Annotated in this window: 28 protein-coding genes; 14 read left to right on the top strand and 14 right to left on the bottom strand. The window is 68.9% G+C overall.

Going from position 1 to position 25893, the window contains the following annotated elements; all coding sequences use genetic code 11:
* Positions 1 to 21: 21 nt before the first annotated feature.
* Positions 22 to 1137, bottom strand: a complete 1116-nt coding sequence (locus AC1XX3_RS18625) for a Gfo/Idh/MocA family protein (RefSeq protein ID WP_483322674.1) — start codon at positions 1135 to 1137, stop codon at positions 22 to 24.
* The gene (locus AC1XX3_RS18620) at positions 1134 to 1607 is read right to left on the bottom strand and encodes an OsmC family protein (protein WP_483322673.1); all 474 of its coding nucleotides are present in this window, start codon (positions 1605 to 1607) and stop codon (positions 1134 to 1136) included. The genes AC1XX3_RS18625 and AC1XX3_RS18620 overlap by 4 nt, the downstream gene beginning before the upstream one ends.
* 83 nt (positions 1608 to 1690) lie before the next feature.
* Here AC1XX3_RS18620 and AC1XX3_RS18615 point away from each other — a divergent pair, with 83 nt between their 5' ends.
* A complete protein-coding gene (locus tag AC1XX3_RS18615) occupies positions 1691 to 2299 on the top strand; it encodes a class I SAM-dependent methyltransferase (protein ID WP_483322672.1) in 609 nt (202 codons plus the stop codon).
* Between the two features lie 27 nt (positions 2300 to 2326).
* On the opposite strand, the gene AC1XX3_RS18610 is transcribed toward AC1XX3_RS18615, so the two are convergent.
* Both AC1XX3_RS18610 and AC1XX3_RS18605 read right to left on the bottom strand, forming a co-directional pair.
* Positions 2327 to 2992: a GNAT family N-acetyltransferase gene (locus AC1XX3_RS18610; protein ID WP_483322671.1), complete on the bottom strand. Its 666-nt coding sequence runs from the start codon at positions 2990 to 2992 to the stop codon at positions 2327 to 2329.
* Positions 2992 to 3123: a hypothetical protein gene (locus AC1XX3_RS18605; protein ID WP_483322670.1), complete on the bottom strand. Its 132-nt coding sequence runs from the start codon at positions 3121 to 3123 to the stop codon at positions 2992 to 2994. The genes AC1XX3_RS18610 and AC1XX3_RS18605 overlap by 1 nt, the downstream gene beginning before the upstream one ends.
* 28 nt (positions 3124 to 3151) lie before the next feature.
* On the opposite strand from AC1XX3_RS18605, the gene AC1XX3_RS18600 reads away from it, so the two are divergent.
* From AC1XX3_RS18600 to AC1XX3_RS18585, 4 genes are all read left to right on the top strand, one after another.
* On the top strand, positions 3152 to 4588 hold the full coding sequence (locus tag AC1XX3_RS18600; RefSeq protein WP_483322669.1) for an aminotransferase-like domain-containing protein: 1437 nt from the start codon (positions 3152 to 3154) through the stop codon (positions 4586 to 4588).
* Between the two features lie 112 nt (positions 4589 to 4700).
* Entirely contained in the window at positions 4701 to 5690 is a 990-nt protein-coding gene (locus tag AC1XX3_RS18595) for a D-alanine--D-alanine ligase family protein (protein ID WP_483322715.1), read from the top strand.
* Positions 5691 to 5742: 52 nt separating this feature from the next.
* Positions 5743 to 6555, top strand: coding sequence for an SURF1 family protein (locus tag AC1XX3_RS18590; RefSeq protein ID WP_483322668.1), 813 nt, complete (start codon positions 5743 to 5745; stop codon positions 6553 to 6555).
* 10 nt (positions 6556 to 6565) lie between these two features.
* Positions 6566 to 6955: a DUF3817 domain-containing protein gene (locus tag AC1XX3_RS18585; RefSeq protein WP_483322667.1), complete on the top strand. Its 390-nt coding sequence runs from the start codon at positions 6566 to 6568 to the stop codon at positions 6953 to 6955.
* Positions 6956 to 7000: 45 nt separating this feature from the next.
* On the opposite strand, the gene AC1XX3_RS18580 is transcribed toward AC1XX3_RS18585, so the two are convergent.
* From AC1XX3_RS18580 to rpmH, 8 genes are all read right to left on the bottom strand, one after another.
* Positions 7001 to 7987 (bottom strand): ParB/RepB/Spo0J family partition protein, encoded by a 987-nt coding sequence (locus AC1XX3_RS18580; RefSeq protein WP_483322666.1) that lies wholly within the window; start codon positions 7985 to 7987, stop codon positions 7001 to 7003.
* Positions 7984 to 8907, bottom strand: coding sequence for a ParA family protein (locus AC1XX3_RS18575; protein ID WP_483322714.1), 924 nt, complete (start codon positions 8905 to 8907; stop codon positions 7984 to 7986). The genes AC1XX3_RS18580 and AC1XX3_RS18575 overlap by 4 nt, the downstream gene beginning before the upstream one ends.
* Before the next feature lie 886 nt (positions 8908 to 9793).
* Positions 9794 to 10405 (bottom strand): 16S rRNA (guanine(527)-N(7))-methyltransferase RsmG, encoded by a 612-nt coding sequence (gene rsmG / locus AC1XX3_RS18570; RefSeq protein ID WP_483322665.1) that lies wholly within the window; start codon positions 10403 to 10405, stop codon positions 9794 to 9796.
* A complete protein-coding gene (locus AC1XX3_RS18565) occupies positions 10402 to 10959 on the bottom strand; it encodes a Jag family protein (protein ID WP_483322713.1) in 558 nt (185 codons plus the stop codon). Before AC1XX3_RS18565 ends, rsmG begins: the two co-directional genes overlap by 4 nt.
* A gap of 200 nt (positions 10960 to 11159) precedes the next feature.
* Positions 11160 to 12164, bottom strand: coding sequence for a membrane protein insertase YidC (yidC, locus tag AC1XX3_RS18560; protein WP_483322712.1), 1005 nt, complete (start codon positions 12162 to 12164; stop codon positions 11160 to 11162).
* Between the two features lie 8 nt (positions 12165 to 12172).
* Complete coding sequence (gene yidD / locus AC1XX3_RS18555) at positions 12173 to 12514, bottom strand: membrane protein insertion efficiency factor YidD (protein WP_483322711.1); 342 nt, start codon at positions 12512 to 12514, stop codon at positions 12173 to 12175.
* A 38-nt stretch (positions 12515 to 12552) separates the two neighbouring features.
* Positions 12553 to 12897, bottom strand: a complete 345-nt coding sequence (gene rnpA / locus AC1XX3_RS18550; RefSeq protein ID WP_483322664.1) for a ribonuclease P protein component — start codon at positions 12895 to 12897, stop codon at positions 12553 to 12555.
* 22 nt (positions 12898 to 12919) lie between these two features.
* A complete protein-coding gene (gene rpmH, locus AC1XX3_RS18545) occupies positions 12920 to 13057 on the bottom strand; it encodes a 50S ribosomal protein L34 (protein WP_483322663.1) in 138 nt (45 codons plus the stop codon).
* Positions 13058 to 13561: 504 nt separating this feature from the next.
* Here rpmH and dnaA point away from each other — a divergent pair.
* Entirely contained in the window at positions 13562 to 15217 is a 1656-nt protein-coding gene (gene dnaA, locus AC1XX3_RS18540; RefSeq protein WP_483322662.1) for a chromosomal replication initiator protein DnaA, read from the top strand.
* A 474-nt stretch (positions 15218 to 15691) separates the two neighbouring features.
* Positions 15692 to 16087, top strand: a complete 396-nt coding sequence (locus AC1XX3_RS18535) for a hypothetical protein (protein ID WP_483322661.1) — start codon at positions 15692 to 15694, stop codon at positions 16085 to 16087.
* Positions 16088 to 16137: 50 nt separating this feature from the next.
* Here the strand turns inward: AC1XX3_RS18535 and AC1XX3_RS18530 are convergent, their stop codons facing one another.
* Positions 16138 to 17583, bottom strand: coding sequence for a sugar porter family MFS transporter (locus AC1XX3_RS18530; RefSeq protein ID WP_483322660.1), 1446 nt, complete (start codon positions 17581 to 17583; stop codon positions 16138 to 16140).
* Between the two features lie 192 nt (positions 17584 to 17775).
* Here AC1XX3_RS18530 and dnaN point away from each other — a divergent pair, with 192 nt between their 5' ends.
* The 4 genes from dnaN to AC1XX3_RS18510 all read left to right on the top strand — a co-directional run bounded on the left by dnaN (position 17776) and on the right by AC1XX3_RS18510 (position 21844).
* Positions 17776 to 18936 (top strand): DNA polymerase III subunit beta, encoded by a 1161-nt coding sequence (gene dnaN, locus AC1XX3_RS18525; RefSeq protein ID WP_483322659.1) that lies wholly within the window; start codon positions 17776 to 17778, stop codon positions 18934 to 18936.
* Between the two features lie 127 nt (positions 18937 to 19063).
* The gene (gene gnd / locus AC1XX3_RS18520) at positions 19064 to 19960 is read left to right on the top strand and encodes a phosphogluconate dehydrogenase (NAD(+)-dependent, decarboxylating) (protein ID WP_483322658.1); all 897 of its coding nucleotides are present in this window, start codon (positions 19064 to 19066) and stop codon (positions 19958 to 19960) included.
* A 38-nt stretch (positions 19961 to 19998) separates the two neighbouring features.
* The gene (gene recF / locus AC1XX3_RS18515; protein ID WP_483322657.1) at positions 19999 to 21192 is read left to right on the top strand and encodes a DNA replication/repair protein RecF; all 1194 of its coding nucleotides are present in this window, start codon (positions 19999 to 20001) and stop codon (positions 21190 to 21192) included.
* 82 nt (positions 21193 to 21274) lie between these two features.
* Entirely contained in the window at positions 21275 to 21844 is a 570-nt protein-coding gene (locus AC1XX3_RS18510; RefSeq protein ID WP_483322656.1) for a DciA family protein, read from the top strand.
* Between the two features lie 21 nt (positions 21845 to 21865).
* Here the strand turns inward: AC1XX3_RS18510 and AC1XX3_RS18505 are convergent, their stop codons facing one another.
* Positions 21866 to 22969 (bottom strand): glycoside hydrolase family 172 protein, encoded by a 1104-nt coding sequence (locus AC1XX3_RS18505; protein ID WP_483322655.1) that lies wholly within the window; start codon positions 22967 to 22969, stop codon positions 21866 to 21868.
* Between the two features lie 116 nt (positions 22970 to 23085).
* Here AC1XX3_RS18505 and AC1XX3_RS18500 point away from each other — a divergent pair, with 116 nt between their 5' ends.
* The 3 genes from AC1XX3_RS18500 (at position 23086) to AC1XX3_RS18490 (ending at position 25882) form a co-directional block, all read left to right on the top strand.
* A complete protein-coding gene (locus tag AC1XX3_RS18500; RefSeq protein ID WP_483322654.1) occupies positions 23086 to 24480 on the top strand; it encodes a hypothetical protein in 1395 nt (464 codons plus the stop codon).
* Positions 24477 to 25070: a DUF4352 domain-containing protein gene (locus AC1XX3_RS18495; protein WP_483322653.1), complete on the top strand. Its 594-nt coding sequence runs from the start codon at positions 24477 to 24479 to the stop codon at positions 25068 to 25070. Before AC1XX3_RS18500 ends, AC1XX3_RS18495 begins: the two co-directional genes overlap by 4 nt.
* A gap of 287 nt (positions 25071 to 25357) precedes the next feature.
* Positions 25358 to 25882 carry a hypothetical protein gene (locus AC1XX3_RS18490; protein ID WP_483322652.1) on the top strand — a complete coding sequence of 175 codons (525 nt, stop codon included), beginning with the start codon at positions 25358 to 25360 and terminating at the stop codon, positions 25880 to 25882.
* Positions 25883 to 25893: the final 11 nt, after the last annotated feature.

The following is a 25893-nucleotide window of genomic DNA, read 5'->3' as shown; positions in this document are numbered from 1 at the left end:
CCGATCGAGCTCAGTCATTGCCTAACTGGTGAACGGTGCCTGCAGCTCGGAGAAGGTGAAGTGGCCGTAGGCGGCGCTGTCGATCCAGGATGCGATGTCGGCCACCACGACCCGCTCCCCCAGCTCGTCGGAGCGGTGCTGGACATAGGCGGGGTTCACCGGGCGGGGGGTGCGGTGGGCCACGGCGTCCATCACGGCCATGAAGCCGGCAGTGGCGGCCAGCGGGGACAGCAGGGGCGTACCCGCCGCGCGGTGCTCGAGCAGGTTCTCCAGCAAGCCGGTCCGATCGTAGTGGCGACGAGTCGTCTGCCCGTCCACCACCAGATCGACGTCGTCCTCGGTGTAGAAGAGGCGGGCGCGGCCCTTGTCGCCGACGATCTCGACGTACGGGGTCTCGTTCTGCTCAGCACACAGGGTCAGTCCCAGCGTCACCGGCAGACCGGCGGTGGTGACCACCCGGACCACCGAGGTGTCGTCGGCCTCGATGTCGTTCGCCCGGAAGAGGTCGACGGTCACCGACGCGATGGCCGGCAGGTGGTCGGCGCCGGCCAGGCTGAGCGCGGTGGCGGTCGCGTGGGCCAACGGGTTCGTGACCACCCCGTCCACCACCGGGACGCCGTCCAGCTCGCGTCGGCCCGCCCACGGCGCCCGAGACCAATAGTCGCGGGAGCGGACCCAGCGACCCACGCCACTGATCCCGGTCACCTCACCGAGCGACCCGTCGACCATCATCTTGCGCAGGTCGGGCAGCGCGTCGGAGCCGAGACTTTGGAAACCGACCTGGCAGACCCGGCCCGTCTCTGCCACCAACCCGAGCAGGGAGTCCAGCTGTAGCAGTGAGGTCACCGGTGGCTTCTCCAGCAGCACGTCGGCACCGGCCCGCAGCGCGAGCTCGGCCAGCGGCAGGTGGGTCGGGATCGGGGTGGCGATGATGACCACATCGACCTGGTGGGCGGCGAGCAGGTCGGCCAGGTCGCCGTATTCCGCGACGCCGTCGGGCAGCTGCCCCGGCGCGGCCGGGCGGCGGTCACACACCGCCACCAGCTCGACCTGACCGGTCTGCACCAGCTCCAGGACGTGGGCCAGGTGGTGTGCGCCGAAGCCGTGGACGCCGGCCAGGCCGATCCGTGGTGTCACACCTGCTCCGGGCCTGCTGCCGGGGGGTGCGCCAGCTCCGCCAACGGCGTACCCCGAAGGGAGACCTGGACCGGGGTGGCGACCTCGACCGTACGGCTGACGGTGCACAGCCGGTCGTGTGACTGCCGCACTGAGCGTTCCAGCACCGCCTCCGCGGCCTGCCCAGCCTCGTCGTCGCCGAACTGGACGCCGAAATCGAGGAGCAGGTCGACCAGCCGGTTGCCGGCGGCGTCGCGGATCTTGCGGCCCTCGGCGCTGACCCGGAACTCGGTGGGCTCGGCCCGCTTGGCGGTGATGAGATCGACATCGATGGCGCTGCAGCCGGCGATCGCCACCAGCAGCAGCTCGACCGGGGTGAAGTCGCTGTCCTCACCGCTGCCCAGCGTCAGCTCACCGCCGCGGACATTGGTGGCCTTGTACGTCCCGTGCCCGGTGCGCTCCAGCTGGACGCTGCGTCGGTCGTCGCTCATGCCCGCCACTGTAGCGAGGTGACCTGCGCTCATCGGCGTCCTGATCGGCCGGGATCAGCAGCGCGCCGCGGTGAAATGGCGCCATGACCCGATGGGACGAGCTGACCGGCGGCACGACCGGTCGGGAGTACGCGGCGCGGGTCGCCGCGGCCGCTGCCCGGGTGTCGAACCCGCATGGCGAGGCACAGTTCTGCCTGGATGAGCTCGCCCGCACCGGGCAGCCGCGAGGGCGCGTCCTGGACGCCGGCTGCGGAACCGGACGGGTGGCCATCCGGCTGGCCGAGTGCGGGATCGACGTGGTCGGCGTCGACGCGGACGCTTCGATGCTCGCGGTCGCCAGGGAACTGGCTCCCGAGCTCGACTGGCGGCTGGCGGATCTCGCCGGCTGGGTGCCGCCGGCCCGGTTCGATCTGGTCCTGTGCGCGGGCAATGTCATCCCCCTGCTCGCCCCCGGCACGCTGCCTGCCGTCCTGGGGTCGTTCGCCGCCGCGCTCGACGCCGGTGGCCTGTTGGTCACCGGCTTCGGCCTGGACGCCGATCAGCTGCCGCGCGGCTGTCCAGCCACTCCACTCGACGTGGTGGACGGCGAGGCCGATGCGTGCGGCTTCGCGCTGCGGGACCGGTTCGCCACCTGGGACCGCGACCCGTATGAGTCCGGCGGCTACGCGGTATCGGTGTACGTCCGCCGCTGACCTCGCCGGCGTCACCGGCGCCGGGTGTCAGGCCTTCGGCTGCGGTTCCAGAGCCGCCCGCGGGGCGGGCTGGAATCCGGCTGGTTCCGGCGGCGCAGCCTGCGGCACCAGGCCCGTCAGCCGGTGCCAGGCGGCACCGAGATCGGGGCGCCACCGGAGCGTGGACTGCAGGTCCATCCGCAACCGCGGCGTGACCGGGTGAGGCCGCACCACGGTGAAGCCGACAGACTCCAGCCAGGTCACCGGCATCATGCACGAGGGCCCCTCGTGGTACGTACCGACCGCCTCGAGGGCGCGTAGATCGCGGCGCGCGACCATGGCCGCGGCCGCCTGCATGAGCTGGCGACCGATGCCCTTGTGCTGCCATTCGTCCACGACCCGGGCCGACAGCACGACAGCGGCATCCTGGCTGATCGGCGTGGTGGCGAACGCAGCAAGTCGGGGCACCAGCACGGCCGGGGCCAGTGTGAGGTGCCCGATGGTCTGACCATCGTGCACCGCCATCACGCCGCAGTGTCCCCACCGGCTGGCCACGGCTTCTGCCCACTCGAGCTTGACGTCCGCCCGATCGCGATGCTCGGCGGTGCTGACGAGGTCGGTCAGGCCGGTCTCCCAGAAGGTGCACACCGAGCACGGCTCGGGCAGGCTGGCCAAGTCGGCGGGCAGCAGTGGCCGGATCCGGCGTGCGCCCATCAGGTCACCCTGGGTCGCGGCCGCGCCAGGCCCAGGAGGAAGCCGAGAGTCAGCCCCGAGGCCACGCCGGCCAGCAGCCACAGCGACCGGCGAAGGGGTCGGGGCAGGTCGGTCAGTTCGGTCTTGCCCATGGGGCCATGGTATGCGCGGGCGACCCTGATGAGGCACCCTTGGAGGGTGACGAGCTCCAATCCTGCGCCCGGCCCGCCGCCGAGGGGGTCAGATCGCGATGCCGCCCTGCCATCGGTGCTGCCCGGAACCGCCGGGTCGTCGGCCGATCCGACGGCGGTCGACTCCGTCCGCCGCCGCGACACCAGGCTCGACAACTACGTCAACCGCTACGCCGCCCGCACGCACGGGATGACCGCCTCGGCGATCCGAGCCCTCTTCTCGGTCGCCAACCGGCCCGAGGTCGTGTCCCTGGCCGGTGGGATGCCCAACATCGCCGACCTCCCGCTGGACAGCGTCGGCTCGATCCTGAACGAGCTCGTAGTCGACAACGGGCGGGTCGCGATGCAGTACGGATCCGGCCAGGGCGAGCCGATGATGCGCGAGGCCATCTGCGAGGTGATGCGGCTGGAGGGCATCGAGGCCCATCCCGACGACGTGACGGTCACCGTCGGATCGCAGCAGGGCCTCGACCTGCTCACCCGGATCTTCTGCGACCCCGGCGACGTGGTGCTGTGCGAGGCGCCCAGCTATGTCGGCGCTCTCGGTGTCTTCCGCTCGTTCCAGACCGAGGTCGTCCACGTCAGCATGGACGAGCAAGGGCTGGACCCGGTGGCCTTGGAGGAGTCCATCACGACGTTGCGGTCAGCCGGCAAGACCGTGAAGTTCCTCTACACCATCCCCAACTTCCACAACCCCGCCGGCGTCACCCAGTCGCTGGAGCGCCGCCAGGCCATCCTCGACGTCGCCCGTCGCGCGGACCTGTTGGTGGTGGAGGACGACCCGTACGGCCTGCTCGGTTTCGAAGGCGACCCGGTGCCGGCGATGCGGTCCCTGGACCCCGACATCGTGGTCTATCTGGGCTCGTTCTCGAAGACGTTCGCGCCGGGGTTCCGGATCGGCTGGGTGCTCGCCCCGCACGCGGTTCGGGAGAAGCTGGTGCTGGCCCAGGAGTCGGCCACCTTGTGCCCGCCGACGTTCTCCCAGTTCGCCGTGTCGTCCTATCTGCGCAACCACGACTGGCGCGGTCAGATCAAGATCTTCCGGGAGATGTATCGCGAGCGCCGCGACGCCATGATGGCCGGGCTGGCTGACCATATGCCGACCGGGACCACCTGGACGGTGCCCGCCGGCGGCTTCTTCGTCTGGGTGGGACTGCCGGACGGGCTCGATGCCCATGCCATGCTGCCGCGAGCGGTGACGGCCCGGGTGGCGTACGTCCCCGGCACGGCCTTCTACGCCGACGGCTTCGGCAGCCGGTTCATGCGGCTGTCGTACTGCTTCCCGACGCCAGACCGGATCATCGAGGGGACCCGGCGACTGGGTGAGGTCCTGCAACGCGAGATCACCGTCAACGAGACGTTCGGTACCCGTAGCTCGCACCCGGGACTGCTGCCGCACGAGGCGCCGGGCGCCAACCAGAGCTGAATCCGCGGTCCGCCGCGACTACCCGCACAGACCGTGGGCCCAACGATCGACGTACGGGCTCCGAAGCTCCTGATCAGACAAGGAAGGTGGCTGCGCCATGAGCGACAACCGGATGGCGGAGACCGTCGTCGTGCTCGCCGGAGGGCTCTCGCACGAGCGGGAGGTGTCCCTCCGCTCCGGTCGACGGGTCAGCCAGGCGTTGCGCTCCCAGGGCCTGGACGTGATCGAGTCTGACGTCGACTCGTCCCTGGTCCCCCGGCTGGCCGAGCTGCCCGGCGCCGTCGTGTTCCCGCTGCTGCACGGTGAGGCGGGTGAGGACGGCTCGTTGCGTGAGGTGCTGGCTCTGCTCGGTGTCCCGTTCGTCGGCTCCGGCGGCGCGGCCTGCCGGGTCGCCTTCGACAAGTCGATCGCCACCACGGTGATCGCGGACGCCGGCATCGCCGCTCCGTCCCAGGTGGCGCTGCCGCACGAGATCTTCCGTGAGCTCGGAGCTCAGGCGCTGGTGGCCGCCCTCGGGGAACAGATCGGGTTCCCGATGATGGTGAAGCCGTCGCGGAGCGGGTCCGCCCTCGGCTGCACCAAGGTATCCACCGCTGCCGAGCTGCCCTCAGCCATGGTCGGCGCCTTCGCCTACGGCCAGGTGGCCGTGGTGGAGAGCTTCGTGGCAGGCACCGAGGTCACCGTGGCGGTGGTCGACCGAGGTGATGGGCCGACGGCGCTGCCCGCGGTCGAGATCCGCCCGGACTCCGGGGTGTACGACTACACCGCCCGCTACACCGCCGGCGCGACCCGCTTCCTCTGCCCGGCGGAGATCGATGATGCAACGGCGGCCCGATGCGCCGAGCTGGCGATCCGGGTCCATACCGAGCTGGGCCTGACCGACCTCTCCCGCACCGACCTCATCATCACCCCCGACGGTGAACCGATCTTCCTCGAGGTCAACGTAGCGCCCGGGATGACAGAGACCTCCGCCGTGCCCTTGGCTATTGAGGCTGCCGGGTGGAGTCTTGGACGCATGTGTACCGATCTGGTTGAGGCCGCCGCCGTCCGCGGCGGACACCGCCCCCTGGTCAGCCCTGCCGCGATGAGGCTGAACCGATGACCCCGGCTCTGCTGGATCCGGCGACCTCGGACGGTTCGTACTAGTGGTCGACATGCACTCCCCTGCCCTGCTCGGCGCCGACGAGACGCCGATCGCCCGGGTGCCCTTCCTGCGGGTGAAACAGACGCTGATCGTGCTGCTCGGCCTGGTGGCCGCGGGTGTCACCGTCATGCTCGGACTGTGGCAGCTCGACGTCTACCGGGCCCAGGGCGCGCACGCAGCCGAGAACAAGGCCTCCGCACCGGCTGTGCCGCTGCAGGAGGTGGCGCCGGTGGGCAAGCCGATCCAGAACGGGTACGGTCGCTCGGTCACCGCCACCGGAACGTACGACCCGTCGATGCAGCTGCTTGTCCCGGTCCCCGACCAGCCGGGCACCTATCGGGTGCTGTCCGGCCTCCGGCTGGACGACGGCTCGGTCCTCGCGGTGATCCGCGGCCGGACTCAGGGAGCGACCGCTCCGCCGACCCCCAGCCAGCCAGTGCAGCAGTCGGGTGTCCTGCTGCCGTCCGAGGACGAGGTTCCCGGAGCGTTCCCGACCGGGCAGGTCGGCTCGGTGCGCCTGCCGTCCCTCGCCCAGGTGTGGACGTCTCCCCTAGTGGCGGGCTATATCACCCTCCCGGAGGCGCAGGCCGTGGCCCAAGGGCTGCAACCCTCGCCGGTGGAGCTGCCCGTCGGTGAGGGCCGGCTTCGCAACGGCGCCTACGCCATCCAGTGGTGGGTGTTCGGGGCGTTCGCGGTCGCGATCTCTGTCCGGATGGCACGCGACTTCGGCCTCCGCGACGAGCTCGCGCTGGTGAGTGAGATCACGGGCTCCGGGGCTGACGACGACGATCTGGAGGACCGGAACACCGCTACGACGACATAGGCTCGGTGCCATGCAGAGTGCTTTGTTGCGGTATCGAATCATGGCCTACACAGTGGGCGTGCTTCTGGTGGTCCTGATGTGCGTCGGCGTGCCCCTGAAGTGGCTCTACGGCGATGACCGTGTCGTGACCTGGACCGGTATCCCGCACGGGTGGCTCTACATGCTCCTGCTGATCACCGCCTTCGACCTCGGCCGGCGGGCGAGGTGGACCTGGAAGCGGCTGATTCTCATCGCGCTCGCCGGCACCGTCCCGTTCCTCAGCTTCGTCGCCGAACGCTCGGCCACCAGGGACGTCAAGGCCAAGCTCGCCGCCGAGGAGCATGCGCTCGCCACGGCCGCACACACCGCAGGCTCCGCAGACGTCGGCGATCCCGGGCGGACCGGCACCTCAGCCCGCTGAACGCCCTCGGACATTTCAGCGATATGTCGACTTATCGCTTAATCGTTAAGACGACGTATTGATATGTAGAGTTTGCACAATGCGGGCCAGATCATCCTCCGATGCGAACTCGATCGTGATCTTTCCCTTCTTGCGCCCCACGTCGACACTGACCCTGGTCTCGAAGTGGTCGGACAGACGTGCCGCAAGCTCCTGCGTCTCTGGACTGATGTTCTTGGGCGCCCGACGTCGGGCCGGGTCGCGTCCGGTCTCCCCCAGCGTGACCAGCTCCTCCACTGCGCGTACCGACAGCCCTTCGGCGACCACGCGCTGAGCCAGTCGTTCCTGCGCCGCCGGGTCCTCGACGACGAGGATGGCCCGAGCGTGACCGGCGCTCAGCACCCCGGCCGCCACCCGTCGCTGGACCGTGGGGGGCAACCTGAGCAGCCGAATAGTGTTCGAGATCTGCGGCCGCGACCGCTTGATCCGGCGGGCCAGCTCGTCCTGCGTGCAGCCGAAATCCTGCAGCATCTGCGAGTAGGCCGCCGCCTCTTCCAGCGGGTTCAACTGGGCGCGGTGGAGATTCTCCAGCAGGGCGTCGCGGAGCAGGTCGTGGTCTTCGGTCTCCCTAACGATCGCCGGGATGGTGTCCAGGCCGGCCGCCTGGGTCGCCCGCCAGCGTCGCTCCCCCATTACCAGCTCGAAGGCCCCGTCAGTATCGAGGGGACGCACCACCACCGGCTGAAGCAGGCCCACCTCGGCGATCGAGTCCACCAGCTCCTGCAGGGCATCCTCATCGAACACCGTACGTGGCTGCTTCGGGTTCGGAACGATCGCGTCGACAGGGAGTTCGGTGAAGTAGGACCCCTCAGGCACCGGGTGCAACGGCGGCGACGCGGGCGCAGGGGTGGGTTCGGGGCGGGTGCCGTCGGATCCGGAGTCCGCGGCGACCACCACGCGCTCCGGCTCCGGTCGCGCGCTCGGCACCTCGGTGCGCTGGAACAGCTCCCCCAGGCCACGACCCAGCCCGCGGCGATCAGTTGCGTTACTCATGCCTTCTCCTTCGCGCCGCGGCGGGCGATCTCCTTGGCGGCAGCGAGATAGCACACCGCGCCGGCCGAGTCGGGGTGATAAGTCAGGACGGTCTGGCCGTAGCTCGGGGCTTCCGAGATGCGGACCGACCGGGGAATGACCGAGGGAAGCGTCTGCTCAGCGAAGTGCAGGCGTACTTCGTCGGCGACCTGGGCCGCTAGGCGCGTTCTCGCGTCGAACATCGTGAGCAGGACCGTGGTGAGCTCGAGCTCATCGTTCAGCTCACCCTTGACCAAGTTGATGGTGCGCATCAACTGGGAGACGCCCTCCAGGGCGTAGTACTCGCACTGGATCGGGATGAGGATCTCGTTCGCCGCCACCAGGGCGTTCAGCGTCAGCAGGCCCAGCGACGGTGGACAGTCGAGAAAGACATAGTCGACATGATGGTTCTTGAGGTACGCCTTCAGTGCGCGCAGTAGCCGGTTCTCGCGTGCGACGACCGACACCAGCTCGATCTCCGCGCCCGCGAGGTCCACCGTTGCCGGAAGGACCCGCAAGTTCGGCGCCTCGGGGGAGTCCACTGCGTGCTCCTCCATGGCATCGCCGGCGATCAGCACTTCGTACGTTCCCGGGGTTCCCGGCGTGTGATCCACCCCGAGCGCCGTCGAGGCATTCCCCTGTGGGTCCAGATCGATCACCAGGACGGATAGTCCGCCCAGCGCGAGGGCCGCGGCCAGGTTGACCGACGTGGTCGTCTTTCCGACCCCGCCCTTCTGGTTCGCCACCACCATGATGCGCGTGTCGGGCGGTGCCGGCAGCGGCTCATAGCGTGTTTCACGTGAAACACGACTCGACCCGGCATCTACGGCTGGTTCGGGCGGCGCCGGCGGAGGACCTAGCTCGTCTTCGTCGAACCGCGCGCGGCGCGGTCCGACTTTCACCGCCCCGACAGTGGAGGCCGCCGGCTCGCTCGCGGCGGGCGGAGGAACCTCAACGTCGTTCGTCACGGCGTCCGCTCTCGGAATCTCAGCGCTTGCATCAGCTTCCCCTGTCTGGTCAACGGTGGCCTGCGGGTGCTCGGCGGCAGCGGGTGGTTCGGCCGGGGGCTCATCATCCCCGGCACCTGCGGAGGTGCGGGCGTCAGCGGACTCCGGCGGCTCCGGGCTCGGCGCAGAAGCAGGAGCCTGCTCGGCGGCGTCGGTTTCACGTGAAACACCGGGCCAACCGAGACTCTTCGGCGACGTCGTACGCCCCGGCCATCCGAGCCCCGGGGTAATGGACGACGGGACTTGCTGAGCGCTGGACATGCACCATCCTGTTCGACATACCTACATCCGCATCACGAGGAGACGGCCGACTCATACCGTACCGGTCCGCGCCGACAAGAACAGAATGCCGCGCCACGGGCCGGACAACTGCGTCAACCAGCGGTGCGAGGACTCTCCGGACGAGGGCGCCGCGCGCCCGACGCCGCGGCAACCGGGCGCGCGTCGGGAAGATATGCATCGTGAGCGCGTCAGCCGGTCCGACCGCCGGCCGACCACGGAGAGCTGAGAAGCCCGTCGCATGTCTGGCCGCCGTGCGGCTGCGGCGCCTATCCGCCTGGTGCGGGCCGGTGCCAAGGACGCCGAAGGCGGCGAAGCCGAGTCGCGCGCCTCGGACTAGAGAGCGGGAGGAACGATCGGTTCAGGAGCCCGGGGACGACGGTGAGCGGGTAGGGCGGGGGAGCATCACGTCGGGCTCGAGGCCCACGCCGCCGACCCCCTGCCGAAGGTCCCAGAGCCAGCGGCTGGCGGAACTACGCCGACACCGACCACCGGGGGCGGGTCAGCCGCGCTGAGTGATCCGAACGATGGTGGTCGGGTCTGCCTCGGGGTGACATCGAGCCACCAGCACCTCGGCCACCAGCTTCAGCTTGGTGAGCTGCTTTCGGTTGGCCGCCACCTCATCGCCCGCGGATGACCCCTTGATAGCCAGAATCTGGCCATCCGGCCGGCGAAGCGGTGCGCTCCAGGTCAACAGCCGACCCAGGGGAGCGAGGGCCCGCGAGGTGACCACGTCGTAGCGTTCGCGGTGCTCTTCGGCGCGCTCCCTGACGACCCGGACCCGCCCGCCGAGCCGGAGGTCGGTCACCGTCTCCTCGAGGAAGGTGGCACGGCGCAGCAGCGGCTCCACCAACGTGACCTCGAGGTCGGGACGAAGCACCGCGAGCGGGATGCCGGGCAGGCCGGCGCCGCTGCCGAGGTCGACCACCGTGACCCCGTCGGGAACCAGGCCGGCTGGCGCCACACAGTTGAGGATGTGGCGGTCCCAGAGCCGGGCGGCCTCGCGCGGACCGATCAGCCCCCACTCGATGCCCTTCGTGGCCAATATATCGACATATCGACTTATCGTCTCGAACCGATCCGAGAAGACCTGTTCCGCAACTGCGGTGCTCACGCGGTGGGGAGCACGACCACGTGCCGCCTCGGCTCCTCGCCGTCCGACTCGCTGCGAAGCCCAGCCGCCGCAACGGCGTCGTGGACGATCTTGCGCTCGAACGGATTCATCGCAGCCAGGGCCACAGGCTCGTTCGACGACTTCGCCTCCTCCACCGCGTCAGCGGCGAGCTGAGCGAGCACCTTACGTCGGCGATCCCGATAGCCGGCGACGTCCAGCATCAGGCGGCTACGGTCGCCCGTCTCGGTCATCACAGCCAGGCGTGCCAGTTCCTGCAGGGCGTCCAGCACCTCGCCATTGGCACCGACCAGAACCTCCGACTCGCTGACGATCGACACATGGGCCCGATCACCCTCGATGTAGGTATCGATGTCGCCGTCGAGATCGGCGATGTCGAGCAGCTCCTCGAGGTAGTCCGCGGCGACCTCCGCCTCGGTCTCGAGCGGGTTCTCGTCCTCGTCGTCCTCTTCCTCGTCGTCGTCCTCGGTCGCCGCCTCGGCGACGGCCGGTGCCGCGTCCTCAGTGGCCGGCTCGGCAGCAGGCGGGGAGACCACGCCCGCTCCGGTCTCACCGTCGAGAGCAGCCTCGGAATGGACCTCGACGTCGTCAGGGATGGTCTGGGAGTCCTGGGTGTCGCTCACGACATCCTCCTTCGGGCTGGCGCCCGTCTTCAAGCGTGCCGACTCGAGTCGGGATCGCGGTGGTTCGCTTCCGGGCCCTGCTGAGCGTGGAACAGCCTCAGACCCGGAACTGGTCAGGTGGGCTTGCGCTGCGAACGGGGCTGCTTGCGCGGTTGCTGCCGCGCAACGCGGCTAGCCGACGGCGCGGAAGCCGGCTCGACCGGCGTGGGGTCCTGCGGTGCGATCGCCTTGCCCTTGTGCCGACGGCGCTCTTCCCAGGCATCGTAGGCAGGGGTTCCGGGGGCCGGGTTACGGCGGATCACGTAGAACTGCTGACCCATCGTCCACAGGTTGGAGGTGAACCAGTAGATCAGCACACCGACCGGGAAGTTGATGCCACCGACCGCGAAGATGATCGGGAAGATGTAGAGCATCATCTTCTGCTGCTGAGCGAACGGGCCCGTCAGCGCCTCGGGCGGCATGTTCTTGCGCATCAGCTGCAGCTGGGTGACGAACAACGTCGCCGTCATGGCCAGGATCAGCGCGATGGTGACGAGGTGGACGCTGTTGATGCCGCCACCGAAGCCGGCCTTGGTGAAGGTGTCGGAGATCCGGGCGCCGAAGATCGTGGAGGAGTTCAGCGACTCCACCAGGTCAGGGTTCACCTTCAGCCAGTGGCCCCGAGCCAGCGGCTTGCCGTCCGGGCCCAGGCGCGACGCACCGTCGAGGACGCGGAACAAGGCGATGAAGATGGGCGACTGCAACAGCAGTGGCAGGCAGGAGGCCAGCGGGTTCGCGTTGTGCTCCTTGTAGAGCTTCATCGTCTCCTGACCGAGCTTCTCCCGGTCATGGCCATACTTCTTCTGCAGCTCGCGCACCTTGGGCTGCAGCAGCTGCATCGCCCGCGACGACTTGATCTGCTTGACGAACAGCGGGATCAACAGAACGCGGATGACGATGGTCAGCGAGACGATGGACAGGGCCCAGGTCCAGCCGCTGTCCTCACCGAGCAGCGGCGACCACAGGCTGTGGAACAGCACCAAGATGCCCGACACGACCCAGTACAGCGGCGTCATGATGGCGCTGCCGATGGCAATGAAGGGGTCCCAGATACTCATCGGGACCAGCATCGGGATCAACGCTTCCATCAAGACACACCTCGTGATTGGGCCACCATTGCGGCTCGGTCGTGCGCCGGGTGATGGCGCGACGGGTTTCGGATGCTCCCAGGACCGTGGGCGTGAGCCCCGATCACCGGACGTGGCTCCATTGTGGTCGTCGATTCAACCTGAGCACGCATCTCTTCTTCAAATTCAGGGGTTCCCGGTACGGGGTCGTACCCACCCGGCGCCCAGGGATGGCAGCGCAGCAGCCGTCGACCCGCCAACCAGGTGCCTTTGACAGCACCGTGGACCTGCACTGCTCGCAGCGCGTAGGCCGAACAACTGGGGTAGTAGCGACAGACGTCGCCGTAGAGCGGGCTGATCACCAGGCGATAGACCTTGAGCAACCCGATCAGCAGATATTTCACGACGCGACCCGGGTCAAGGCCTTGGTCCAGGCGCTGGTCAGGTCGCGGGGGATGTCCGCCGGCGACTCCGCGGCTCTCGGCAGGGCGCGGACGACGACCCGCACGCCGGCCGGGGTGTCAGCGAGCCGTTCCCGAGCGAGGTGCCGCAGCCGGCGCTTGACCCGGTTGCGGACGACTGCGTTGCCGACGGCCTTGGACACGACAAAGCCCACCCGAACGCCAGCTTGCGCTGGCGACCGGTGGGCATGCACGACCACCGTCGGACGACCGACGCGGACGCCGGAGCGGACAGTGCCGCGGAACTCGTCCGAGTTGCTCATCCGAACTGGTCTGGGCAACACGGCAAGCAGTCTGGGATGTCGATCAGGCAGACAGGGATTCGCGGCCCTTGCGACGACGGGCGGCCAGAATGGCTCGCCCGGCGCGGGTCCGCATCCGCAGACGGAAACCGTGGGTACGGCTGCGACGCCGGTTGCTCGGCTGGAAAGTGCGCTTGCTCACGGGATAGCTCCCATATCTTCTCTGGTGACGTGAACGCTGCGCCCTGCGGGCGCGACGGAACGCCGCTGCGAAACAGCGACCTGCTAACGGTACGGGCACGACCCTGACCGGTCAAACCGCCGCGACGTCGGCGCGATCAGCCGAAACGCCCCACGTGGCGGTGTCCACCCGACACGCCGGACAATTATGGGCGAATGCCGCGGATCGCTTGCAGAAGCGGGACCGGCGTTGCTAGCGTCACGCGTCAGCAAGTTGCCGCAGGTCCGCAGACAACTCGATGACCGGACACCAGCAAGGACACCCACCTTCGTCAGGGCTGACGCGGCGGTCACGCCGTTTTCCCCTGTTCCATACACAAGGTGTGGATAACTGTGTGGAGTAACTAAGGTAGGGCGTGCCCGAACGACAACCTGACAGGTCCGAACTCTGCCGGTACCAGGCCTCCGCCATCGCGGGACCCGCCGGTCAGACGCAGGATCGCGACGTATCCACAGCGGAGATCGAGTGACCGAGTCCCAAAGCGCAGCCGAGTCCACCCTGCTGGCCTGGGAGCACGTCCACACCTCGTCCCCACCCGAGCTGCGCCGCTGGCTCAACACCAGCAAGGTGCTGACGCTGCACCAGGACGCGCTGATGGTCGCCGTCCCCAACAACTTCACCCGCAACCAGCTCGAGGGCCGGTTCCGCGACGACATCGAGGCCCTGCTCGGTCAGTTCTTCGACCGCGCCATCCGGCTGTTGGTGACGGTGGACGAGACGCTCGCCAACGTGGACGATCCGACCGCGGACCAGGGCGAGGGGTTCGCGACCGGCGACTTCGACGCCGACGGCTTCGGCGACGACCGGGCACGCGGCGGTGCCGGCGCCGGGTTCAGCGACGAGTTGGAGCGTCGCGGTGACCAGTTCGGTGGCTTCCGCCCGCGTGAGACGCCGTACGACAGCCCTCCGTATGAGAGCCAGGCGCCATTGGACGGTCTCGGTTCGGCGCCGTCCGGCCTGGGCGTGCCGGCGTCGGTGCACCCGTCGGTGGGGATGGGCCCGTCGGCCCGCGGGGGCGGCCTCGGCACGCCGGGCCACGGACAGGGCGCCGCCACCGGGTACGACCGGCAGCGCCGAGAGGCCGACGCACGCCTGAACCCCAAATACTCCTTCGAGACCTTTGTCATCGGCAGCTCGAACCGGTTCGCCCACGCTGCGGCGGTGGCCGTGGCCGAGAACCCGGGCAAGTCCTACAACCCGCTGACGATCTACGGCGAGTCCGGGCTGGGCAAGACCCACCTGCTGCACGCCCTGGGTCACTACGTCCGCAACTACTTCGACCGGGTGAAGGTCCGCTACGTCTCGACCGAGGAGATGACGAACGACTTCATCAACTCGATCAGCCAGAACAAGGGGGTCGAGTTCCGCCGCCGCTATCGCGACGTGGACGTGCTGCTCATCGACGACATCCAGTTCCTGGAGGGCAAGGAGCAGACGCAGGAGGAGTTCTTCCACACCTTCAACACGCTGCACAACGCCGAGAAGCAGATCGTGATGACCTCGGACCGACCACCCAAACTGCTCGAGAACCTGGAGCCGCGGCTTCGGAGCCGATTCGGCTGGGGCCTCATCACCGACGTCCAGCCGCCCGACCTCGAGACCCGGATCGCGATCCTGCGGAAGAAGGCCGCCCAGGAACGGCTGACCGCCGGACCGGACGTGCTGGAGTTCATCGCCAGCAAGATCCAGACCAACATCCGAGAGCTGGAGGGTGCGCTGATCCGCGTCACCGCCTTCGCCAGCCTCAACCGCCAGCAGGTCGACATGTCGTTGGCCGAGATCGTGCTCAAGGACCTCATCCCCGAGGGCGGCGAGGCGCAGATCAACTCCGGGGTCATCATGGCCCAGACCGCGGCATACTTCGGCCTCACCATCGACGACCTGTGCGGACAGAGTCGTACGCATGTGCTGGTCACCGCACGCCAGATCGCGATGTATCTGTGCCGTGAGCTGACTGACCTGTCGCTGCCCAAGATCGGTCAGCAGTTCGGCAACCGCGATCACACCACGGTGATGCACGCCGACCGGAAGATCCGCACGCTGATGGCCGAGCGGCGCAGCGTCTTCAACCAGGTCACCGAGCTGACCAACCGGATCAAGCAGCAGTCCTCGCAGCACTGAGCCCTGCCAGCCCGTTCTCTGCCCATCACCTGCGGTGCAGCACCCCGTTCGACATCCGAGCGGGGCCATCGGCGTGCTCTCGAGCGACCACCCGGAGGGGCCGACGAGGAATTCCGCACAAGTGGGGACAACCCTGTGGACAACTGTGGACTCCGACGGCGGCGATGGGGATCACCGGGGGAGAACCTCAGCCGCCTCCCTAGGTTGTCCCAAAATCCTCCCCGTGTAATTCTGCCCGGTCCACATCGGCCGTTGATCCGGATTACTCCGGCTGACCAGGGGAGATAGAAGTTATCCCCAGTGTCCACAGCACCTACTACTACGACGAGGACTTACATATCTCTCCCAAGACTCTCAGTCAGGTGAGCGCCCAGCTGTGCACAACTGCCCAGCCGGAGAACAACACAGCCGAGCGATTCCGATGGTGGATGGGCGCGTACCCTCGACCACATCACTCGAGGTGAGGAGATCGGCGTGGGGATTCTGAGCAAGCTGTTCGGTGGTCGACAGGACAAGGACGACGACGGCTTCGACCTGCCGATCAACCTTGACGTGGCTGCGCGCAAGGAGCAGCTCGAGCGGCTGGAGAAGGCGCTCGACGAGCTCGCGGCAGCGATGCGTGCGGACGTCTCCACCGACAACCCTGGCTGGCGCGCCCGCGTCAACGAATACAGCCGCCTGGCCGGTGAGGCGATGGAGCAGCGCCGCGGAACGCCGACCCGCGAGAGTCTGTTGGACCTCACCTTCGAGGTACGGCCGATCTTCACCGGGGCGCCGCCGGCAGGCCTGGAGTCGCTCGTGCCCCTGCAGGACCGGGTCGTGGCGATCGCCCGGGAGATCCAGGAGCTGCTGCCGGGGGAGCGGGACTGATCTGCAGCCGGGGGAGACGAATCCCCCGTACCCGCGGCAGGAGCGAGCTGTCACGCACGTCCTGAGGTACGCTCCCGCAGCTCGTCGTTGATCTGCTCGAGGCTCTTGCCGGTGGTCTCCGGCAGCGTCCGCCACAGGAACGCGAGTCCGGCGGCCGCGATGACGGCGAAGATGGTGAACAGTCCGGGCGCCCCGAGCCGGCCGACCACGGTCAGCACGTTGACCGAGATGATCAGGTCGAGGGCCCAATGGGTGGTGGAGCCGAGACTCCCCGCCTTGCCCCGGATCGGCGTGGGATAGATCTCGGAGTTGATCAGCCACAGCCCCAGCCCCAGGCTGGCGGCGAATGCGGCGATGTAGAGGCAGAGGAACACGACCAGCCCGACGCCCACCAGCAGCGGAGGGTCGCCGGTCTCGGGCAACCTGAGGAAAGCTACCGCCAGCCCGATCAGCGCCACAGCCACGCCAAAGGTGCCGCCCAGGATCAGCGGGCGGCGCCCCCACCGATCGATCCGATGCAGGGCGACGAACGTCACCGTCAGGTTGACCAAGCCCATCAGCACGGTGATGGCCAACGCCACGGTGTCGCCATACACCTCGGTGAGGAGAATGGGCGTGTAGTAGATGACCGCGTTGACGCCGACCAGCTGGTTGAGGACAGCCATCCCCACCCCCAGGATCACCGCCGGGCGCAGGCCGGGTCCGGCCAGGTCCGACCAGCGCCGGGACCGCTCCACCTTGGCGTTCTCGGCGAACTGGTAGATCTCGGCCTCCGCCTCTTCGGCCGTTCGGGTCTGCATCAGCACGGTGCGTGCCTGGAGGGAGCGGCCATGGACGGTCAGCCAGCGTGGGGACTCCGCCACCCGGACCATGCCCACCAGCATGACCAGGGCGGGCACCGCGCCGAGGGCCACCATCCACCGCCAGCTCTCGATCGGGGACAGCGCGAACCCCACCAGGTACGACACGAAGATCCCGACGGTGATCATCAGCTGGTTCAACGAGACCAGCCGGCCGCGGCGCTCCTTCGGGGCGATCTCGGCGATGTACAGCGGGACCACCACCGACGACACCCCGACCGCGTAGCCGAGCACCACCCGGGCCACGATCAGCGCCTCGACGTCCGGTGCCAGGGCGGAGCTGAGAGCGCCGCCGACGTACACCGCGGCCACGGCGATCAGCGTGGCCTTCCGCCCGATCGCGTCCGCGACGGCGCCTCCGGTCATCGCACCCACCAGCGCACCGAGCAGCAGGCAGGCCACCACCAGCTGGATGGTGGCGTCGCCGTCCAGCCGGATCAGGTCGAACAGCTCCTCATCCCACACCTGCGTCCCGGTGGCGCCGGTGCTGGCCCCGAAGTCGGCTGGGAAGTAGAGCAGGGCGCTGGAGATGATGCCGGTGTCGTAGCCGAACAGCAGGCCGCCCAGCGCCGCGACCGCGGCCGCCCGGCTGACGGCGCGGGCAGGGCGGGCTGAACTCGGTGTCGCCGAGGTCATCGCATCCTCCCTCAAGTCGTCATCCAGACGTGGCCGGGTCCCGACGGGGTCCGGTCACGGACCACCGACCTGTACCCCCTTCTGCTCGCTCGTGTCGCAAGGAGGTGTCGCGTCGGTATGATCGTCGGGCGTCTCGTATCGAGGGTGCAGAGTTGCGTCTGCTGATGGGTGTCATGGGAAGCAGGAGGCAGAGTGAAGATCCGACTTGAGCGGGACGTCTTGGCCGAAGCGGTGCAGTGGGCGGCACGGAGCCTTCCCACCCGTCCGAGTGTGCCGATCCTGGCCGGCCTGCTGGTTCGGGCCGATGCCGCCGGCGTGACGTTCTCCAGCTTCGACTATGAGACCTCGGCCCAGATCAGCGTCAAGGCCACCGTCACCGACGAGGGCGAGGCGCTGATCTCCGGCCGGCTGCTGGCCGACATCTCCCGCTCGCTGCCCAACAAGCCGGTCGACATCAACGCCAGCGACTCCCGGATGGAACTGGTCTGCGGCAGCGCTCGGTTCACCCTGCAGACGCTCCCGGTCGCCGACTACCCGTCGCTGCCGTCGATGCCGGAGGCGACCGGCACCGTGCCCAGCGACGTCTTCGCCCAGGCCGTCTCGCAGGTGGTGGTCGCCGCCGGCCGCGACGAGCTGCTGCCCGTGTTCACCGGCATCCGGGTCGAGATCGAAGGCGACACCGTCTCGCTGCTGGCCACCGACCGTTATCGGATGGCGCTCAAGGAGCTGACCTGGACGCCGGCCTCCACCCAGGCATCCGCGACCGCACTGGTCCCGGCCAAGGTGCTGTCCGACACGGCCAAGTCGATGACGGCCGGCGAGGTCGTCACCCTCAGCCTGGCCAACCCCGGGGCTGGCGACGGCATCATCGGGTTCGAGGGCGACGGGGCGGCCGGGCAGCGCCAGACCACCACCCGGCTGCTGGACGGCGAGTTCCCCAAGGTCCGTCACATCATGAACACCCAGGCGGTGATGAACGTCCGGGTCAACACCGCCGACTGCATCGCCGCAGCGAAGCGCGTCGCCTTGGTGGCTGAGCGCAATACGTCGCTGCGGATGCTCATCGCCGATGGCGTGGTCACCCTCGAGGCGGCCACCGGAGACCAGGCCCAGGCATCGGAGGCCATCGAGGCCGTCATCGACCAGCCGGACGGCGGCGACCTCGCCGTGACGGCTGCCGGGTTCAACCCGACCTACCTGCTTGACGCGCTCGGGGTGCTGAACACCCCGTACGTGAACTTCGCGTTCACTGCACCCAGCAAGCCTTGTCAGCTCACCGGCCTGGCCGATCTCGATGGCGAGCCGCTCACCGACTACCGCCACGTCATCATGCTGATGCGCCTGCCCAGCTGAGTGAGCCCCGGGCACCTCCCTGTCGGCACCCGGTCTCGCCACGTTAACGTGATGGCTCGACAGGGGTATGCCCCCCGTCGGTCGGCGATGTCTGGTCGTCGGCAGCTACTCGTCAACAGGAGTCGGTATGCAGATCGGTCTGGTGGGGCTGGGCAAGATGGGCGGCAACATGCGGGAGCGGATCCGCAACGCCGGGCACACCGTGGTGGGCTACGACACCAACCAGGACATCTCCGACGCCACGGACCTGGCCGACATGGTCAACCAGCTGACCGAATCGCCGAAGGTCGTCTGGGTCATGGTGCCGGTGCAGGTCCTCGACCCGGTCATCGCCGACCTGGCCGAGCTGCTGGGTGAGGGCGACATCGTGATCGACGGTGGCAACACGCGCTGGGACGGCGACCAGCCCCGGGCCGACCTGCTCGGTCAGAAGGGCATCAAGTTCCTCGACTGCGGCGTCTCCGGCGGCGTCTGGGGTCTCAAGAACGGCTACGCGCTGATGTGTGGCGGCGACGCCGAGGACGTGGCGACGGCGATGCCGATCTTCGAGGCGCTCAAGCCGGAGGGAGACTTCGGCTTCGTCCACGCCGGTGATCACGGGGCCGGGCACTTCGCGAAGATGGTCCACAACGGCATGGAGTACGCCATCATGCAGGCGTACGCCGAAGGCTGGGAACTGCTCGAGGCGGCCGCGGTGGTCAAGGACGTCCCCGCCACCTTCGAGTCCTGGCGCGAGGGCACTGTCATCCGCTCCTGGCTGCTGGACCTGATCGTGCTCGCGCTCAAGGACGATCCCGACCTGTCAAGCGTCCGCGGCTACGCCGAGGACTCCGGCGAGGGTCGCTGGACGGTGGACGCCGCCATCAAGCATGCGGTCCCGATGCCCGCACTGACGGCCGCGCTGTTCGCCCGCTTCGCCTCCCGGCAGGACGACTCGCCGGCGATGAAGATGGTGGCCGCGATGCGCAACCAGTTCGGTGGTCACGCGGTGAAGAGCGAGTCCGCCTCCATCGACGCGGTCTGAGATCGTTCGAACACCTCGGGCGCGACTAGGCTGCGCTCGTGTTCGTCGACCACCTGCAACTGGCTGACTTCCGGTCATACCCGGGAGTCGACGTACCGCTGACGTCCGGGGTGACGATCTTCGTCGGAGCCAACGGCCAAGGTAAGACCAACCTGGTCGAGGCGATCGAGTATCTGTCGACCCTGTCCTCGCACCGGGTGTCGTCCGACCTGCCGCTGGTCCGCGCCGGGACCGAGCGGGCTGTGATCCGGGCCCGGGTGCAGGCCGGTCTGGATGATCGCCGGCAGCTGCAGCTGGAGGTCGAGATCACCCCGGGCAAGGCCAACCGGGCCAAGCTCAACCGCTCACCGCTGCCGCGGGCCCGCGAGCTGCTCGGTGTGTTGCGGACCGTCGTGTTCAGCCCCGAGGACCTAGCCATCGTCAAGGGCGACCCGAGCGAGCGACGTCGGTTCCTCGACGAGCTGGTCGTCTCCCGCTGGCCGCGGATGGCCGGTGTACGAGCCGACTACGACCGGGTGCTGCGGCAGCGCAACACGTTGCTGAAGTCGCTGAGCGGGCGCTCCCGCGGGGGCCACGGCTCGGCGGACGCCGCCGCGACGCTGGACGTGTGGGACACGCACCTGTCCACCGCCGGCAGTGAGCTGCTCCAGGCGCGGCTGGCCACCTTGGCCGAGCTGATGCCGCACACCAGCAAGGCGTACGCCGACATCGCCCCGACCAACAACGACGCCACCGCGGAATACAAGACGAGCCTCGACCTGACCAGCCAGACCAGCACCCGCGACGACCTCGCCCGGCTGCTGGTCGACGCGATGCGCGAGCGGCGCAGCGACGAGATCCAGCGCGGGGTGTCGCTGGTCGGCCCTCACCGGGACGACATCACGCTCAACCTCGGGCCGCTCCCGGCCAAGGGCTACGCCAGTCACGGCGAGTCCTGGTCGTTCGCCCTCGCGCTCAAGCTGGGCAGCTTCCACCTGCTCCGCAGCGACGGGGTGGAGCCGGTGCTGGTGCTCGATGATGTGTTCGCCGAGCTGGACTCCACCCGCCGGGACCGGCTCGCCAGTGGGGTGCTCGGAGCCGAGCAGGTGCTGGTCACTGCCGCGGTCGGCGCCGACGTGCCCGGGCTGCTGCAGGGACGACGCTTCCGGGTAGCGGCCGGTCAAGTGACGCTGGACGAGTCGACCTCCGACCCGACCACGCCGGCCCCCGAGCGGGAGGCCGCGCATGACTGAGCCGAGCGCACCGGCACCCAGGGACCCGACGGATCCGAGCGGTGCGAGTGATCCGACGGATCCGAGCGATCCGACTGGCCCGGTGGATCCGTCGATCGCCGACGGCAGCGAGCTGGTGGCCGAGGCGCGCCGACGGGCCGACGGTCCAGACGACGTGGCCCAGCACGACCCGACCGGGCTCGGCCTGGCCAAGTCGATCGCCGAGTCACTCGGCGCTTCGGCCAAGCGTCGCCGGACTCGGCCGCAGACCCGACGCCGGACCGAGCCTCAGTCCTCCGGTGCGCACCCCGATGACCGTGATCCGCAGCCACTGGGATCAGCGCTGAGCCGGCTGGTGGACAGCAAGGGGTGGTCGACCGACATCAGCGTGCACACCCTGCTCGCCCGCTGGCCGGCTCTCGTGGGCCCGACCAACGCCGCCCACTCGCACCCGGTGAGCTATCGCGACCAGGTGCTGACCGTCCAGACCGACTCCACCGTCTGGGCCAGTTCGCTGCGTGCGATGGCGCCGCAGCTGGTTGCCATCCTCAACGACCAGCTCGGGGACAACACGGTTCGACTGGTGAAGGTGCTGGGACCCCAGGGGCCGTCCTGGAAGCGCGGCCCGCTGTCGGTCCGCGACGGACGCGGACCTCGCGACACCTACGGCTGAGTCGACCGCGCTTGCGCGACGTCAGCCGCGGAACGGGGCGGCGCCGTCGCCACCGTTGAGCTCCATCGTGTCGAACGTGGGTGCCGGCGGCCTGGTGGTGACCGGTCGGTCCAGATAGAACCACGAGGTCGAGGCGATGTCGTCGGCCAGCGGCAGATACCGACCGCCGCTGTGCCAGCCGAGTGCCTGGACATCGACGCGGCTGATCCCCGTGCTGAAGTGGATCGGGTCCAGCACGTGCCAGCGATACAGGCCGAACCGCTGCTGACTGCGATACAGCCCGTCGGGGCGGATGACCTGTGGCATCCCGAGGTAGGGCGTAGTGAACTCGACGTAGCCGCGGCCGGGCACGTCGAAGTTCCAGGCGCCGCCGAAGTAGTCCTCGGTGCCCGTGCCGCAGATGCTCGGATAGTCGGTGTCGTCGTCGAGATAGAACTTCAGCTCGCCCTCACCCCACCAACCTGGCGAGTTCACCCCCCAGGCCAGGTACGTCCCCACGTAGTGCCCCTGGCCTTCGATTCCTTCCAGCAGCACATGCGTGGTCTGCCGCTCCAGCGGGTTGCTGCGGCGCCATTGGGCGTGCAGCCGGCCCTGGTCGGGCGCGGTGTCGTCGCCGACCTCGTACGTCAGCTGGTAGTAGACGACGACGTCGGCGGTGGAGGTGTTCTCGATCGTCAGCCGCGCCCCGTCCCCGAACGGCATCGGCCAATAGCAGTTGAAGCCGCCGTGTGGGTTGGCGGCGACCGGCTGGGAGGACACCTGCGCGAACTCGCCCCAGCCCTGGGCGAAGAAGTCCCCGTACGGCACCTCGATGGCCGGCTCGTCCGCACCGTCCCAGTAGGCCCGCAGCACCAGCGTCCGCCAGTGGTCGCGGTGGGTGGTGATCCACAGGTGGGTGATGGTGCCCGCGCCCTCGATCACCGCGAGGTCGAAGGTGGAGCCCGGTGCCACCACCACGCTGGGGGAGAGCTTCCAGCCCTCACCGAGCTCGCGGGCGGCGTGCGCGCCGGTCCCGTCGGTGGCCCGACCGCCGCCACCGGGGGCGCCGTCGAAGTTCTCCGGACTGATCGAGCGGGTCCGGACCGGGCGCAAGGTGGACAACGACGTCAGGCCAGCACTGGTCACGGACCACATCCAACCACCGCTGCTGTCCAGTGTGGCGCAGGCCGCACCGCGCGTCGCACCCCCGTGCGGCGCACGTCACACCCGCGGTGGACCGCGGGGGCATAGGATCTCGCTCGATGCGTCCCCTGGCCATGCTCTGGACCGAGCTGAGGATCCTTGTCGTCGACACCGGCAAGGTGTGGTGGCGACTGCTGCCGCGGATCCTCACCATCTATCTGCTCGGCTGGCTGGGCTTCCAGGTCGCCCTCAAGGTCGCGGCGTACGGCGGTGACCTGTTGGGCGCCTGGGCCTCGCTAGCCGTCTTCGCGTTCGGTTTCGTCGCCCAGCTGGCCGCCGTCGTCGTGATCTTGCGGATGGCGGGCCGCGAGCTGGGCATCCGGGAGATGATCCCCGAGGACGAGGCGGCAGCCGACGAGCGGGACACCAGCCTGACGCACCTGCTCGCGGTGACGTTGCTGCCGTTCCTCGGCATCTACGCCGCCTTCGGTGAGGTGTCGGAGGCAGCCACGCAACTGACCAACGAGCAGTTCTTCAAGAACGGGATCTTCGGCAGCCAGTCGGGTGTGCTCGCCGTGCTCAACGCAATGGCCACCAACCATCCGTGGCGGCTGGGCGCGATCGTCGTCGGCGTCTACGTCTTCCGCCGAATCGTGGACCACCTGCATCAACGCACCCGGTGGCGGCCGTTGGGCATCTCGGTGGCCCTGATCGAGGCGTTCTTCGTCTTCGTCGTGGTGGTCGGCGGTATCCGGATCTGGCAGCGGCTGCAGATCTGGCTCGAGGACCGTGCGGTCATCGGTTGGATCGTGGCGGCCAAAAACGCGGTCGTGGACGCGCTGTCGATCTTCTCGGTCGAGCTGCCGGAGCTGGTCGGTCGGGCCGCCTCCTTCGTGGCCGAGCAGGTGTGGCCGTTGTTCTGGGAGGAGATCAGCCAGCCAATCATCTGGCTGGCGGTGGCCGCACTGATCTATGGGTCCCGGGTGATGTCGGTGGCCGAGCTGTGGCGCAAGGGCCAGCCCTTGGCGCAACGGGTCACCGTTGTCACCCCCTTCGCCAGCCGCGCCGCCAAGCTGGCCGAGCGTCGGCCGGGACCGCCGCCGGCCGGGCTGACCAAGGTCGCGATCGAGATCCGCGAGGCGTTCCTGGGCGACATCGACGACAAATACCTGCCGACGGTGCACTCGGTACGGCTGGTGCTGCGCGCCGGTGCGGTCTTCCTCGGGGCCTATGTCCTCGTCTACTCGGTGCTCGCCATCCTCAGCAACTATCTGCGCAGCCTGCTGCAGTTCATCATCGGCGGCCGCGACGTCACCTTCTGGGTCGTCGCCTCACCCTGGACTGATCTGCTCTACACACTGCCGATCGAGCCCTTGCGGCTCTGCCTGCTGGCCGTGGCCTTCCGCCGCTGCCTCGAGGTGTTCCGCTCCCGGGCGGCGACCCCGGTCAGCCGGCCCACGGCCGCGCCCGCCCAGGTGCCCTCCGGTGCCCCGGCGGCCGGGCGGTCGGCATGAGCGTACGGACGGCGCGGCTGCAGCGCTCCCGGCTGGTGGCCCTGCTGGTGGCCCTGGCCTGCCTGACCGTCTCCGCCCTGGGGCTGCGGCTCAGTGAGCCCGGTGACGAGTTCCGGGTGCTGGACGCCCAGGTCGGCCAGCCGCTGCGGATCGAGCAGGGTGTGCTCACGGTGGAGTCGGTGCGGGTCGGCACCAGCCTGCTGCTCGACCAGGAGAAGCGGCTCGAGACCCAGGGGATGTATGTCGTGGTCACCGCCACGATCGCCAACACCGAGCGGATCGATCCGCTCAGCCTGAACTCGGTTCGCCTGCTCACCGAGCAGCGGACGTACGAACCGATGACCTCCACCGACGCGCTGCGGGCCGCGCCCGGCTTCGTCACTCGCGGCGACCTCGCGTTCGAGGTGGACCCGGCGCAGTTGTCCGGTCTCACCGTCCAACTGTGGAGCTCGGGCATCCTCGTCGGCTACCACGACCGCGCGCGGGTCCCGTTGGGCATCACCGAGGACAACGCCGACCAGTGGCGCGCTGCGGCCGACGGGCAGCAGGTCGCGATCACCGAATACCCGGTGTCGAAGGGAGCACGATGAGCGACCAGCGGCCGTCGACGCCGAACACCGGGTCGACACCCCCGCCAACGGCGGCAGGATGGGACGCGCCAACGGCGGCAGGATGGGACGCGCCAACGGCGGCAGGATGGGACCCGCCGGCGGCGGCAGGATGGGACCCGCCGGCGGCGGCAGGATGGGACCCGCCGGCGGCGGCAGGATGGGACCCGCCGGCGGCGGCAGGATGGGCCCCGCCCGCGGTAGCCGACTGGAAACCGGCCGCGTCGGCAGGAGCGGACCGGGCGGCGGCCCGAACGCCGATGTCGAGCATGCTGACCAACCGGGCCCGGAGCTGGTTGCTGCTGTTCTCGGCGGCCTGTCTGGTGCTGATCTATCTGGTGATCTGGACGACCTACTCGGTCACCCACGTGGTGTCACGGTTCGAACAGCTGGAACCCGGTGCGGCGGCCACGCTGAACGACGCGCAGTTCCGGGTGGTCAGCCTGCAGCAGTCGTCCGAGATCGGCAGCAGCAACGGCAAGAACGCGGTGGCCGAGCCGGGCACCGTGTGGGTCGTCGCGGAAGTGGAGGTGCTTCGCAGCGCCGAGAACGACAGCTTCCTGTGCAATCTGAACCTGGTCGGCGCCGACACTCGGGAGTGGGAGGTCGCGTCCGGGGTGTATGTGGATCGCGACCTGCCCAACCGCTGCGACACCGACGACATCGTGATCGGCCAGCCCTATCGCTATTCGGCCATCTACGCCGTGCCGGAGCAGCTGGCCGAGGAGTTCTACGGACTGGCGCTGGAACCGTACGACGGCAGCCCTTTGCTCGTTCTGCGCCCGCCCGCCTGATGCGGCCCCGG

It is taken from the genome of Microlunatus sp. M237, from assembly GCF_056896895.1.
The sequence above is the reverse complement of the archived record's forward strand: the minus strand, read 5'-3'. Positions and strand labels throughout refer to the sequence as shown.

Coding starts and splice junctions, on each gene's coding strand:
- AC1XX3_RS18620 (WP_483322673.1), bottom strand. CDS start 1,607: ATGAGCGACGACCGACGCAGCGTCCAGCTGGAGCGCACCGGGCACGGG.
- AC1XX3_RS18615 (WP_483322672.1), top strand. CDS start 1,691: ATGACCCGATGGGACGAGCTGACCGGCGGCACGACCGGTCGGGAGTAC.
- AC1XX3_RS18610 (WP_483322671.1), bottom strand. CDS start 2,992: ATGGGCGCACGCCGGATCCGGCCACTGCTGCCCGCCGACTTGGCCAGC.
- AC1XX3_RS18605 (WP_483322670.1), bottom strand. CDS start 3,123: ATGGGCAAGACCGAACTGACCGACCTGCCCCGACCCCTTCGCCGGTCG.
- AC1XX3_RS18600 (WP_483322669.1), top strand. CDS start 3,152: ATGAGGCACCCTTGGAGGGTGACGAGCTCCAATCCTGCGCCCGGCCCG.
- AC1XX3_RS18595 (WP_483322715.1), top strand. CDS start 4,701: ATGGCGGAGACCGTCGTCGTGCTCGCCGGAGGGCTCTCGCACGAGCGG.
- AC1XX3_RS18590 (WP_483322668.1), top strand. CDS start 5,743: ATGCACTCCCCTGCCCTGCTCGGCGCCGACGAGACGCCGATCGCCCGG.
- AC1XX3_RS18585 (WP_483322667.1), top strand. CDS start 6,566: ATGCAGAGTGCTTTGTTGCGGTATCGAATCATGGCCTACACAGTGGGC.
- AC1XX3_RS18580 (WP_483322666.1), bottom strand. CDS start 7,987: ATGAGTAACGCAACTGATCGCCGCGGGCTGGGTCGTGGCCTGGGGGAG.
- AC1XX3_RS18530 (WP_483322660.1), bottom strand. CDS start 17,583: ATGACCTCGGCGACACCGAGTTCAGCCCGCCCTGCCCGCGCCGTCAGC.
- gnd (WP_483322658.1), top strand. CDS start 19,064: ATGCAGATCGGTCTGGTGGGGCTGGGCAAGATGGGCGGCAACATGCGG.
- AC1XX3_RS18500 (WP_483322654.1), top strand. CDS start 23,086: ATGCGTCCCCTGGCCATGCTCTGGACCGAGCTGAGGATCCTTGTCGTC.
- AC1XX3_RS18495 (WP_483322653.1), top strand. CDS start 24,477: ATGAGCGTACGGACGGCGCGGCTGCAGCGCTCCCGGCTGGTGGCCCTG.
- AC1XX3_RS18490 (WP_483322652.1), top strand. CDS start 25,358: ATGCTGACCAACCGGGCCCGGAGCTGGTTGCTGCTGTTCTCGGCGGCC.